General features: G+C 66.8%; 10 protein-coding genes and 1 rRNA gene. 5 read left to right on the forward strand and 6 right to left on the reverse strand.

Annotated features, from left to right (window positions below; genetic code table 11):
- The first annotated feature begins 19 nt into the window (after positions 1 to 19).
- Together rrf and Y706_RS0120675 are read left to right on the forward strand one after the other, a co-directional pair.
- Positions 20 to 136, forward strand: a 5S ribosomal RNA gene (gene rrf, locus Y706_RS0120670).
- A gap of 251 nt (positions 137 to 387) precedes the next feature.
- On the forward strand, positions 388 to 894 hold the full coding sequence (locus tag Y706_RS0120675; protein WP_028278079.1) for an SRPBCC domain-containing protein: 507 nt from the start codon (positions 388 to 390) through the stop codon (positions 892 to 894).
- Positions 895 to 995: 101 nt separating this feature from the next.
- Here the strand turns inward: Y706_RS0120675 and Y706_RS0120680 are convergent, their stop codons facing one another.
- Together Y706_RS0120680 and Y706_RS0120685 are read right to left on the reverse strand one after the other, a co-directional pair.
- Positions 996 to 2,030, reverse strand: coding sequence for a LacI family DNA-binding transcriptional regulator (locus Y706_RS0120680; RefSeq protein WP_028278080.1), 1,035 nt, complete (start codon positions 2,028 to 2,030; stop codon positions 996 to 998).
- A 2-nt stretch (positions 2,031 to 2,032) separates the two neighbouring features.
- Positions 2,033 to 3,811: a glycoside hydrolase family 13 protein gene (locus Y706_RS0120685; RefSeq protein WP_028278081.1), complete on the reverse strand. Its 1,779-nt coding sequence runs from the start codon at positions 3,809 to 3,811 to the stop codon at positions 2,033 to 2,035.
- 182 nt (positions 3,812 to 3,993) lie between these two features.
- Between Y706_RS0120685 and Y706_RS0120690 the strand changes: the two genes are divergently transcribed.
- Positions 3,994 to 5,364, forward strand: coding sequence for an FAD-binding oxidoreductase (locus tag Y706_RS0120690; RefSeq protein WP_028278082.1), 1,371 nt, complete (start codon positions 3,994 to 3,996; stop codon positions 5,362 to 5,364).
- Between the two features lie 48 nt (positions 5,365 to 5,412).
- On the opposite strand, the gene Y706_RS0120695 is transcribed toward Y706_RS0120690, so the two are convergent.
- Both Y706_RS0120695 and ugpC read right to left on the reverse strand, forming a co-directional pair.
- Positions 5,413 to 6,831 (reverse strand): DUF4032 domain-containing protein, encoded by a 1,419-nt coding sequence (locus tag Y706_RS0120695; protein ID WP_028278083.1) that lies wholly within the window; start codon positions 6,829 to 6,831, stop codon positions 5,413 to 5,415.
- A gap of 180 nt (positions 6,832 to 7,011) precedes the next feature.
- Positions 7,012 to 8,094 (reverse strand): ABC transporter ATP-binding protein, encoded by a 1,083-nt coding sequence (ugpC, locus tag Y706_RS0120700; RefSeq protein ID WP_018775851.1) that lies wholly within the window; start codon positions 8,092 to 8,094, stop codon positions 7,012 to 7,014.
- A 262-nt stretch (positions 8,095 to 8,356) separates the two neighbouring features.
- Here ugpC and Y706_RS0120705 point away from each other — a divergent pair, with 262 nt between their 5' ends.
- The gene (locus Y706_RS0120705; protein WP_028278084.1) at positions 8,357 to 8,758 is read left to right on the forward strand and encodes a VOC family protein; all 402 of its coding nucleotides are present in this window, start codon (positions 8,357 to 8,359) and stop codon (positions 8,756 to 8,758) included.
- Between the two features lie 32 nt (positions 8,759 to 8,790).
- Here Y706_RS0120705 and otsB read toward each other — a convergent pair whose 3' ends face one another.
- Entirely contained in the window at positions 8,791 to 9,636 is an 846-nt protein-coding gene (gene otsB, locus Y706_RS0120710; RefSeq protein ID WP_028278085.1) for a trehalose-phosphatase, read from the reverse strand.
- A complete protein-coding gene (locus Y706_RS0120715; RefSeq protein ID WP_243182222.1) occupies positions 9,626 to 11,035 on the reverse strand; it encodes an alpha,alpha-trehalose-phosphate synthase (UDP-forming) in 1,410 nt (469 codons plus the stop codon). The genes otsB and Y706_RS0120715 overlap by 11 nt, the downstream gene beginning before the upstream one ends.
- Before the next feature lie 293 nt (positions 11,036 to 11,328).
- Here Y706_RS0120715 and Y706_RS0120720 point away from each other — a divergent pair, with 293 nt between their 5' ends.
- A complete protein-coding gene (locus Y706_RS0120720; RefSeq protein WP_028278087.1) occupies positions 11,329 to 12,219 on the forward strand; it encodes a DsbA family protein in 891 nt (296 codons plus the stop codon).
- Positions 12,220 to 12,288 lie beyond the last annotated feature (69 nt).

Raw genomic sequence — 12,288 nt, forward strand, 5'->3', positions numbered from 1 at the left:
CCGGTGGCGGAGCAAGGGTTACGGCGGTCATAGCGTGGGGGAAACGCCCGGTCCCATCCCGAACCCGGAAGCTAAGACCCACAGCGCCGATGGTACTGCACCCGGGAGGGTGTGGGAGAGTAGGTCACCGCCGGAACACCATTAACGGTCGAGGACCCCCACCACCAGGTGGGGGTCCTCCCGCATTTAACCCGTCATTCAGCCCGGGACCCGCCAAACGTGAGGGAGCATCCCGCCACACCCCGCCAAACGTGAGGGAGCGTCAACGGTTTTCCTGCAGTACCTGAGGGAGCGTCGCTCCCTCAGGTACTGCAGGTTCTGGCCGGACGGTCCCTCACGTCCTGCAGGTCCGCTGGGGACACGTTCCCACGGGTAGAGTTGTTGCCCATGGATAACCTCTTCAGCCATGCTCCGTCCGGTGCGCCGGAACCTGCCGCGGCGGACGAACTCGATCCCGTCGTCGTCAGCGTTGTGGTGCCGGGCGCAGTTGCCCGGGCCTTCATGGGATTCACGGAACACACGCACCTCTGGTGGCCGCTCGAGGACCACAGCGTCTATGGCGCCGGCTCCTATGTCGAGTTCGAGGAGAACCTGATCATGGAGTCCTCGGATGACGGCCGGACGGCTGTTTGGGGATCGATTGACGACTGGCTGCCCCCGCTGTCCTTCCACGCCAGCTGGCACCCGGGAACCACTGCCATGTGGTCCACAGAGCTCCGGGTGGCGTTCAGGGCGGTAGGCGAGGGGACAGAGCTCCGCCTGGTTCACAGCGGCTGGGAGGGCGCCGAGGACCCCGCGGCCGCCCGGGCGGAATATGCGGCAGGCTGGCCCGCCGTCCTGGACCGCTTCGTTCGGTTCATGGGTGGCGCCGGCGCGGACAGCCCCGACGCCTGAGCGGCTCCTGGGAGTGGCGCGTCCGTCCCTGCCGGCGTCCCTACCGGCGGACAGACCCGGCGGCCAGCCCCCGGCATGCACAGTCCGGATCTAGCCCGGACCTAGGCGCGCAAGGGTCCCTGGTCGACGGGCGGAACAGCGGTGCTGGACCGGATGATGAAGCGCGTGGGGTATTCGGTGTGCGCGGCCGCCGTGTCTCCGGCGCCGTCGAGCCTGGCCAGCAAACGCCGCACGGCCAACGCACCCTGGCCCCGCGCGTCCTGATCGATCGTGGTCAGCCCGAAGACTTCACCCAGCTCATGGCCGTCGATGCCGATGACGGAGAGATCCTGCGGCACCCGCAACCCGAAATCCCGGGCAGCGAGGATCGTGCCGATCGCCATCTCGTCCGAGGCGGCAAAGACGGCCGTGGGACGCTCCGGAGAGCCGCCGAGCAGCTCACGGGCGTTGGCGTAGGCGCCCCGGATCGTGAAGTCGGCGGAGACCTGCCATTCCGGCCGGACCACCAGTCCGGCGTCCCGCATGGCCTTCTTGAACCCCGCCTGACGCGTGCCGGGAAGGCGGAAATCCTGCTCGTAGGCGGCATCGCCGGTCATGTGGGCAATTTTGCTGTGGCCAAGCTGGATGAGGTGCCGGGCCGCGGCCTCCGCAATACCGGCGTCATTGATGCGGATGGTCGACGCCCCGGGTAATGGGCCGCCGATCCCCACGATGGGGCGATGGATGGCCAGCAGCTGGTCGATCTCGGCCTCGGAGAGCTCCAGCGACACGGCGATCACGGCATCCACGCGTTTGCGCAGGAGGAAGTCGTTCAGCACACTGTGGCGGCGCTCCCGGCCCTGGCTGACGTTGTACAGCGTGAGGTCGTAGCCGGCATCCAGCAGGGTCGCCGAGACACCTTCGACCACCGAGGAAAAGAACCACCGGTGGACGGAAGGGACAACGAGGCCCACATTGTGGGTCCGTCCGGAGGCCAGCCCGGAGGCCTGGTACGACGCGACGAAACCGAGCTCTGCGGCGGCGGTGCGGGCCCGCTCCCGGCTACGCGGTGAGACATTGCCCTTGCCGCTCAAGGCGCGTGAAACGGTGGCGATGGAGAGGCCGGCCCGTTCCGCGACGTCCTTGATGCCGGGCATGCCTAGCCCTCCGTGTCCTCGAGATAGATTTCCAGCCAAACAGCTTCACCTGAGCCTAACGGATCGCCCGCGCCGGCCATGTCCCCGGCGTCGTAGCCGGCACCTGTGGGCGTTGAACTGCGCAGCAGCACCCGTCCGGCGGGCAGCTCCAGGGGCTCGGCCCCGACATTCAGCAGGACCAGCGTGGAGCCGTTGAGGAAGGCAAGACTCGTATCGTTGCAGAGGTCCTCGTACCAGGACAGCGAGCCGCGGCCAAGATCGAGCCGGCGGCGCAGCTCCAGCATGCGCTTGTAGAGGCTCAGATGCGACGACGGCGAAGCGGACTGCACATCCCGGGCCAGCCGTGAGAAACTTTCCGGCTGCGGCAGCCAGGGGTCCTGCCCGTGGCCGAATCCGGCGTTGCGTTCCCCGGCACGCCAGGGCAGCGGAACACGGCAGCCGTCGCGGCCCAGCCGTGCGCCGCCGGTGCGGGCGAACGTGGGGTCCTGGCGGCGGGTGTCCGCGATGTCGATCCCGTCCGGCAGGCCAAGCTCTTCACCCTGGTAGAGGTAGGCCCCGCCGGGAAGCCCCAGCATGAACAGGGACGCCGCGGCCGCCCGGGACCGTCCGAGCTCCTCGTTCGGCTGCGGATCCCAGGTGCCGATTCCGTCACCGTCGCGCGGAGCCTGGCCGTCGTACCCGAAGCGGGTGGCGTGGCGGACGACGTCGTGGTTGGAGAGCACCCACGTGCTGGGAGCGGCGACGGCGTCAAGTGCCGTCAGTGACTCCGTGACGATGTGGCGCATCCGGTGCACGTCCAGGCCCGCGTGCAGGTAGGGGAAGTTGAAGGCCTGGTGCATTTCGTCCGGGCGCACCCAATCGGCGAGCCGGGGGAGCGGGTCCACGTTTGCCTCGGCGCAGAGGATCCGGTCGGGGCCGTACTCGGCGAGCATCTGACGCCACCGCCGGTAGATGTCGTGGAGCGCGGGCTGGCCAAACATCGGAGCGTCGCTTCCGGGGAAGCCGTGGGAGCTGCTGCCGTCCGCCCGTCCGCCCCACTCGGGCAGGCCCGGGGCCTTCACGAGGGCGTGCGCCACGTCCACCCGGAAACCGGAGACCCCGCGGTCCAGCCAGAAGCGCAGGACCCGTTCGAATTCTTCATGGACGGCACGGTTGTCCCAGTTGAAGTCCGGCTGTGAGGAGTCGAAGAGGTGCAGGTACCACTGCCCGGGGGCGCCGTCCGGTTCGGTGATCCGGGTCCAGGCTGAACCGCCAAAGTGGGACTGCCAGTTGTTCGGCGGCTCCTCGCCGAATGCTCCGCGGCCGTCTCGGAAGATGAACATGTCCCGCTCCGGGCTGCCGGCAGGCGCGGCCAGGGCAGCCTGGAAAGCGTGGTGCTGGTCCGAGCAGTGGTTGGGCACCAGGTCAACGATCATCCGCATTCCCAGCCGGGTGGCCTCGGCCATCATGGCGGCGAAATCGTCCAGGGTGCCGAACAGGGGGTCGACGTCGCAGTAGTCACTGACGTCGTAGCCGGCGTCGCGCTGCGGGGACCGGTAGAAGGGCGAAAGCCAGACGGCGTCGATGTCCAGTTCCGCAAGGCGGGGCAGTTCGGCCGTGATTCCGGCGAGATCGCCGATGCCGTCGCCGTTCAGGTCCCGGAACGAGCGCGGATAGACCTGATAGATGACAGCGGAGCGCCACCATCCCGGAATGTGGTCTGCGGCGTGCACGGGGGTCAGCGGACCCGTCAGGGGTCCGGCCAGCGCGGCGGGAGCGAGGAGAACTGAATCAACGGACATGACGGCAATACTAGGGCTCCCACGCCGGATTATGAAAACGCTTCCAGTCACATTTTGGCGGCAATTTCGACCACCAACTGGACTATCCCGCGCATAGCTGGAAGCGCTTGCAACTGTGAGCCACATCACCGACAATGCGCGGCCTTAGACTAGGATCCGGATTCGACCGAACTGGAGACCGCATGCGCAGCATCATCGATGAGCTGACCTCTTCCCTGGGCGCGGAGAAAATTGCCGTGGACGCGACCACCCTGGCCGCCTATGCCGTGGACCAGGCTCCCGTCCTGGACTATCAGCTCCCGCAGGCGGTGGTCCGCGCCGAATCGGTGGCCGACGTGCAGGCAACTGTGCGTGCCTGCGCCGCCCTTGGCGTCGCGCTTGTGGCGCGCGGGGCCGGTACCGGGGTCTCCGGGGGCGCCCACGCGAGCGCGGGCTGCGTGGTGCTCACGCTCGAGGGAATGAACCGCATCCTGGACCTCAACGCGGACGACGAGACCGCCGTCGTGGAACCCGGCGTCATTAACTCCGACCTGAATGCGGCCGCCGCCGTACACGGGCTCATGTATGCCCCGGATCCTGCAAGCTTCAAGATGTCCACCATCGGCGGCAACGTGGCCACCAACGCCGGCGGCCTGCGCTGCGCGAAGTACGGGGTGACCCGCGACTCTGTCCTGGCGCTCGACGTCGTCCTCGCGGACGGCTCCCTCATCCATACCGGCCACCAGACCTTCAAGGGCGTCGCCGGCTATGACCTCACTGGGCTGTTCGTCGGCTCGGAGGGGACCCTGGGGATCGTGGTCGGTGTCACCGTGCGGCTGAAATACCTGCCGCGCGACGTACACACCATCGCCGCCTTCTACCCGGACTTCCGCAGCGCCGCGGCCGGGGTCCTCGCCGTGGGCAGGGCCCGCGTGCAGCCGGCCATCATGGAACTGCTCGACGGCGGCTCGCTCGCCCAACTCGATGACCTCCACGGCTCGGACCTGGCCGCGCGCGGGGCATCCCTGCTGCTGATCCAGACCGACGGCTTCGGCGCGGCAGCGGAAGCCGCGGCCATCCGCCCGGTCCTGGTGGCGGGAGGAGCGGTGGTGACCATGGAGGCCAACGCGGAGGCAGAGGAGCTTGTCGAACTGCGCCGCAACAGCCGAGGGACCGAGGTCGACGACGAATACCGGGTGGGCGAAGACGTGGCCGTGCCGCGTTCGCGGCTGGTGGATTACGTCGCCGAGCTCGAGTCCATGGCGGCGGAGCACCGGGTGCAGCTCAAAGTCGTGGCACACGCCGGTGACGGCAACCTCCACCCCACCTTCTGGGTCGACCGGGTGGACAATACCGTGGACCCCGATGCCATGGCCCGCCTGGGCGCCGCCCTGGACCGGTCGATTGCCGTGGCCCTGGCCATGGGCGGCACGATCACCGGCGAACACGGGATCGGGCAGTACAAGCTGCGCTGGCTCGGCCTGGAGCAGAAGGAACCCGTGCGTGAGCTGCAGCGCCGGATCAAGGAACTCTTCGATCCGGCCGGGATCCTGAACCCCGGCAAGGCGATTTAGCTCAAGGAGATTTAGCGCGGGCGTGCCACAACATGCCCGGCGCGCGGCTTAGTCGTCGGAGTCGGGGTATTCGTCCACTGAGTCGTCGGCGCCGTAGCGTGATTCCTCGGTCTCCACCTCAAGGATCTTGAGCAACCCAGTGTCCGGGTTGAGCATGATCGCGGCCTCGTCCCGGCGGTGGCGGAGTTCGTTGTCGATGTAGGACTGGACGGCCTCCGCCAGGGGGATGTGCCGGTTCTCCTTCTCGGACATGTACCAGCGGTGCTCCAGGACCTCGTGCACCGCCTCGGCCGGCTCGAGCTTGCCGGAGAGGTCGCGTGGGATGGCCCGGACGATCGGTTCGAAGATCTGGCTGACCCACAGGTGCGCGCTGTATTCCTCGTCCATGCCCGGGTTGTTGTCCGCCCGGAATGAGTCCATGTCGTTCAGGAGCCGGCGGGCCTGGTTTTCCTGTGCGTCCAGGCCGGTCAGGCGCAGCAGCCGGCGCTGGTGATGCCCGGCGTCGACGACCTTCGGCTGGAGTTGGATGGTGGAGCCGTTCTGCGTGGTCTTGATCGCGTATTCCTCGACGTCGAACCCCAGCTCGTTGAGCCGCCGGATCCGGGCCGCCACACGCCAGCGTTCCCCGATCTCAAACGATTCCTTTGCCGTCAGCTCGGTCCACAACCGCCGGTAGCTGTCCATGATCAGCTCGCTGGTGGCCACGGGGTCCACCTTCTCCTCGATCAGGCCGCCGTCGAGGAGGTCCATGAGTTCCCCGGCGATGTTGACGCGGGCGATTTCGAGGTCGTACTCGCGCTGGCCGGTGGACAAATCCGGGTACAGTTCGCCAGTCTCGGCATCGACCAGGTAGGCGGCGAACGCGCCGGCGTCGCGGCGGAACAAGGTGTTGGAGAGCGACACGTCGCCCCAGTAGAAGCCGATCAGGTGCAGCCGGACCAGCAGCAGGGCCTGGGCGTCGATGAGCCGGGTCAGGGTGTCCTTGCGCAGCATCTGGGAGAAGAGCGCACGGTAGGGCATGGAGAACTTCAGGTGCCGGGTGACCAGCACAGGGTTCAGCGGCCGGCCCTCCGGGGTGGTGCGTCCGGTGATGACGGCCACCGGTTCCACGCCGGGAACGTCCAGCCGGGCGAGCTTGCGCAGCATGTGGTACTCGTGGCGGGCCACGTGCTCCGAAGTTTCCTTGATGGCGATCACAGAGCCGCCGAGGTGGGCGAAGCGCACGATGTGCCGGGAGATACCGCGGGGGAGGGCTGCCAGATATTCGGCCGGCCAGTCCTCGAGGGCAATGTGCCAAGGCAGGTCCAGCAGCTCGGGCTCGGTGGCGGCGGCCGTGATGCTCAGCGAGCTGGACACCATCGCGGCCTTGTCGTCATTGGCGCTGGCGGCCTCGAACCGGGGCAATTTTCCAATCTGACCGTAGTCAGTGGGCTCGTCGTGCCACTGTGCGCTGTTTTCCTCGGTCATGCGTTTTCCTCGGTCATGAATCAATTCTTCCGTATTTGCAGGGCCGCGCCTAAAAGGGACTGTTAACGCCCGACGGCGGCCCTCCACTGGGGAGGACCGCCGTCAGCTGAGCCGGTGGGTGGGCCCACGCCGGCAGGGTTCCCTGACCGAAGCGAAGCGAGGTTAGGGAGCCGGTGGGGACTAGTCGCCGAGGCGCAGGCCGGTCTTGGTGTCGAACAGGTGTACGTGGCCCGACTGGGGGCGGACCCAGATGGACTCACCCTTCATCGGGGGGCGGCGGCCGTCGACGCGGGCCACGATGTCGTGGCTCTGGCCGTCGAGCGTGGTGTGGCCGTAGACGTAGGCGTCGGCGCCGAGTTCTTCGACGACGTCGACCTCGACCTGGAGACCTTCACCCTGGGCGACAGTCTCAAGGTCTTCCGGGCGGGAACCGAGGGTCACGGTCTGGCCGTGGGCTTCCTCGAGGACGTCGCGCGGTACCGGGTAAACGGTTCCGCCGAACTGCACGCCGCCGTCGACGACGGGGAGTTCGAGCAGGTTCATGGCGGGGGAGCCGATGAAGCCGGCCACGAAGACGTTCTTGGGCTTGTCGTACAGGTTGCGCGGGGTGTCGACCTGCATCAGCAGGCCGTCCTTCAGCACGGCGACACGGTCACCCATGGTCATGGCCTCGACCTGGTCGTGGGTCACGTAGACGGTGGTGACGCCGAGGCGGCGGGTCAGGGACGCGATCTGGGTGCGGGTCTGCACGCGCAGCTTGGCATCCAGGTTGGACAGCGGCTCATCCATGAGGAAGACCTGCGGGTTACGCACAATGGCCCGGCCCATGGCAACGCGCTGACGCTGGCCGCCGGAGAGGGCCTTCGGCTTCCGGTCCAGGTACGGTTCGAGGTCAAGCAGCTTGGCGGCCTCACGGACGCGCTCGGCGCGCTCCTCCTTGCTGACGCCGGCGATCTTCAGCGCGAAGCCCATGTTGTCCGCGACGGTCATGTGCGGGTACAGGGCATAGTTCTGGAACACCATGGCGATGTCGCGATCCTTCGGCGGGACGTCAGTGACGTCGCGGTCGCCGATGAGGATGCGGCCGGAGTTGACGTCCTCGAGACCTGCAAGCATGCGCAGGGAGGTCGACTTTCCGCAGCCGGAGGGTCCAACGAGGACCAGGAATTCGCCATCGGCGATATCAATGTTGAGCTTGTCAACAGCGGGCTTCTCGGTGCCCGGGTACAGACGTGTTGCGTTATCAAAAGTAACTGTAGCCACAGTTATCAATCCCTTCACCGGCAGGTACGTGCCGGACGATCCGTAGTGAATGGTCGTTTTATGCAGTTGTTAATTCAATTGTGGGATTTCATACGCATACTCCTCGGCCGAAGCCGAGGAGTACCCAGTGACGCCGCACGGTAGTTGTGCGCCACATCACAAACAGAGTATGTCAGATATATGCCAAATGGGCTAAAAAGTTACGGATGTCACACGTGGGGTCCGTCACTTGGCACCAGAAAAGGGTGGGTATGCTGTGCGCATGACGGCACTGCAGATCTATGTCAGTTTCCCCGGCACGGCGCGTGAAGCACTTGGCTTCTACGCCGACGTTTTCGGCGGAGAGCTTGCCTTGTTCACATACGAGGAGTTCAACCGCAGCGACGGCCCGCCGGATGCCATTGCCCACGGACAGCTGAGTGGCGCAGTCGCTTTGGCGGGGTCGGATGCGGCTCCGGGCGAGAAAAGCGTCCGGTTCGAAGGCCTCATGCTCTCGCTGCTGGGGACCGCCGAACCGGCAGTTCTCCACCAGTGGTTCGACAAGCTCGCCGTTGACGGCCGGGTGATCGACCCCCTTGCCCCGAAGCCCTGGGGCGCAACAGATGGCCAGGTCCTCGACCGTCACGGACTGCACTGGTTGATCGGCTACGAGCCTGAGTCGTGACCGACGCCCGGTTGACCGCTCAGTAGGCCGCGTTAGCTCCCGGAGTTGAGGGCCTTCTTCCGCTCACGCAGCAGGGCCTCCAGCAGTTCGCAGATGTGCACCGGCGCCTCCACCCGGAACTCGGCCTGGGTGAAATCGAGCCCCACCTTTACCCCGAGATCGCCCGGGACGAGGCTGGCCAGGGCGTCCTCGTCGGTGGTGTCGTCTCCGGCGAAAGCAACTGCCGTGGCTCCGGCAGCCTGCCGCAGGAAGGCAATGCCCTCGCCCTTGGAGGCGTTCACGACGGAGGTCTCCAGGACGCGGTTGCCCGACTTGAGGAAGACGCCGCTGCGGTCCTGCAGGACCGTCCGCGCCGCGGCGACGGCGTCCTCGGCGACGTCGTCCGCCGCGAGCCGCGTGTGCAGGACGACGCCGGCCGGCTTGTCTTCCAAAAGGGTCCCCGGGGCCTGTTCCACGATTCCCTCAAGCTCCCGGCGGACCTCGGCCAGGAGTTCGCGTTGGGCGTCGTCGAGCATGAGTTCCGAGGAGCCGGGCCCCATCCAGACCTCTGCGCCGTGGCTGCCGATCAGCAGCGTCTCCTCCGGCGGGGAGGCGACGGCCCGCAGGCTGTCCAGCGCCCGGCCGGAGATGAGCGCCGTCGTCGTCCGGGGCAGTTCCGACAGCGCCGCGAAGGCGGCTGCGGAGCGCGGGAGCGCGCGGGCGTCGCCGGCATGGTCCACGAGCGGTGCCATGGTGCCGTCGAAGTCCATCGCCACGAGCAGGTGCCCGGTGCCAGCGACGCGGCGCACGGCTGCCAGCAGCTCAGGAGAGAGCGAGAGCGGGGCCGTGTTTGGAGTGTTGGTCTCTGAGTCGTGGGTTCCGGCGGCGTCAGGAGTCATCGCGTACAACCTTTTCGGCGAGGGCTTTCAGGAAGTCGGAGGACCAGAGGTCGACGTCGTGGTCCAGAATCTGCTTGCGCATGGCCCGCATGCGGCGTGATGCCTCGGCCGGCTGCATGTTGACGGCCCTCATGATCGTATCCTTGAGGCCGTCAATGTCGTGCGGGTTCATCAGCAGGGCCTGCTTGAGCTGGTCCGCGGCACCGGCGAACTCACTCAGTACCAGCGCTCCGTCGTTGTTTGTCCGGGCCGTGACGTATTCCTTGGCGACGAGGTTCATGCCGTCGCGCAGGGCGGTGACCAGCATGACGTCCGCGGCCAGGTACAGGGACACCATCTCTTCGATGGGGTAGCTGTGGTGCAGGTAGCGGACGGCCGTGCTCTCCATGGTGTCGAAGGTGCCGTTGATGTGGCCCACTGTGCCTTCGACCTCCTCGCGAAGCAGGCGGTACTGCTCCACACGCTCACGGCTGGGGCTGGCCACCTGGATCAGGGTCGCGTCCTCGACGGTGACCTTGGCGTCCTGCAGCAGTTCCTCGTACGCCTTGAGTCGGTGCCGGATGCCCTTGGTGTAGTCGAGCCTGTCGACGCCGAGCAGGATGGTCTTGGGGTTGCCGAGGTCCCGGCGGATCTGCTGCGCCCGCTCGATTACCTCCGGCTTCTTCGCCAGCTCGGTGATCTGCTTGACATCAATGGAGATCGGGAACGCCTGGGCCCTCGCGATGTGGGTGGTTTCGCCGTCCGTGCCCCTGACATGGACCTGCTGCTGCTTGACGCTCGCGCCAAGGAAGCGCCGTGCGGAGCGCATGAAGTTTCCGGCATCGCTGCTGCGCTGGAAGCCCACCAGGTCCGCCCCCAGGAGGCCGTCGATGATCGCACGGCGCCACGGGAGCTGGGCAAAGATCTCCGGCGGCGGGAAGGGGATGTGGTTGAAGAACCCGATCTTCAGATCCGGCCGGGCCTCCCGGAGCAGCTTGGGAACCAGTTGGAGCTGGTAGTCCTGCACCCAGACGGTGGCACCCTCGGCCGCATGGCGGATGACGGCGTCGGCGAACCTCCGGTTGACCTTCCGGTACGAATCCCACCACGTGCGGTGGAACTCCGGCGGGGCGATCACGTCGTGGTAAAGCGGCCACAACGTGGCGTTCGAAAAGCCCTCGTAGAAAAGCTCGATGTCCTCGGTGCTCAGCTGGACGGGGATCAGGTCGATACCGCCGTGGCTGAAAGGCTTGACCGTCTCATCGGGGGCGCCGTGCCAGCCCACCCAGGCGCCGTCGGTCTTCGTCATCATCGGGGCCAGGGCTGTCACGAGTCCGCCGGGGGAGCGGCGCCAGCCGTCCTCGCAGCCGGTCTCGTCGGCCGAACAGCGGTCGACGGGCAGCCGGTTGGACACCACCATGAAGTCGAACTGGTCCCCTGCCGCGGCGCCGGTGGGGGCGCCGTCGGTGGCCGTCCGCCCCGCTTCAGTGGTGCTCTGTGTGCCGTGGCCGGCGCTGTCCGTTGCTTGCATTGGTGCCCCCTGGGGTCCGCTCGTGGCTCTCCATCAACCCTAGCCGCCCGGAATCTTCCGGGCTATTCGTCCGTTGGGCAGGCGGAAGGGAAACTTGAAAGCGCAAGTTCTCGGGTTTCTCCCCTAAAATGATGACGTTGCCACTGAGTGGACCGTCCCTGGCCGAACGACCCGAGGAACCAATGAGCCCCGCAAACGAACCCCGACTGTCTAAGGCAGAGCGCACTGCCGCGGCGCGCGAGAAAGCCCGCGAGATCCGCGAGGCGCAGCTGAAGAAGGAGAAGCGCAACAAGCTGCTGATCGGCTGGGGCATCGTTGCCGCCGTCATCGCCATCATCGTGATCGTCGCGCTGGTTGTCACCTCCAACATCAAGAACAACGCCCCGGTTGCCGACGAGGGACCCACGCCGGCCAACGGCAACATCCACGGCGGTGTCACCCTGCTGGCGAACACCGACGTGGCGAAGACCGATCCCGCAACCGTGAAGCTGTCCGACCTCCCGTCCGCTCCGGCCACGCCGCCGTCTCCGGTCACGGCCCCCGGCGCCGAGGCTGAGGCCGGCAAGCCGGTCAAGGTGGTTCTTTACATCGACTTCATCTGCCCCGTCTGCAAGAACTTCGAGGCGCAGTACAACGAGACGCTCACCAAGCTGCGCAACGAGGGCAAAATCACCGTGGAGTACCGCCCGCTCGGATTCCTGGACAGCCGGTCCACCACGAACTACTCCTCGCGCGCGGCCAACGCCGCAGCCTGCGTGGTCAACGAATCCCCGGAGAAGTACTCGGACTTCGTCGACGTGCTCTTCGCCAAGCAGCCGGCCGAAGGCAGCGCCGGACTCTCCGACAACGAGCTGAAGACGCTGGCCACCGACGCCGGGGCCAAGAGCATCGAGACATGCGTGGATGGCAAGACCTACCGTCCGTGGGTGAAGCACACCACCCAGGAGGCCACGGTAATCGGCATCACCGGCACGCCCACCGTGTTCGTTGAAGGCAAGCAGTGGGGTGTCGGCGACAGCGCCCAGACCCCGTTCGACCAGTACCTGCAGGCCGCGATCGACGCCAAGAAGTAACCGCACAACGGCACATGCCGTTGAAGGCGCGCAGTTAAAGGCCACAAGTTGATGGCCCGGCCCCGGATC

Source organism: Arthrobacter sp. I3 (assembly GCF_000520575.1).
GTDB classification, from domain to species: Bacteria; Actinomycetota; Actinomycetes; order Actinomycetales; family Micrococcaceae; genus Arthrobacter; species Arthrobacter humicola_A.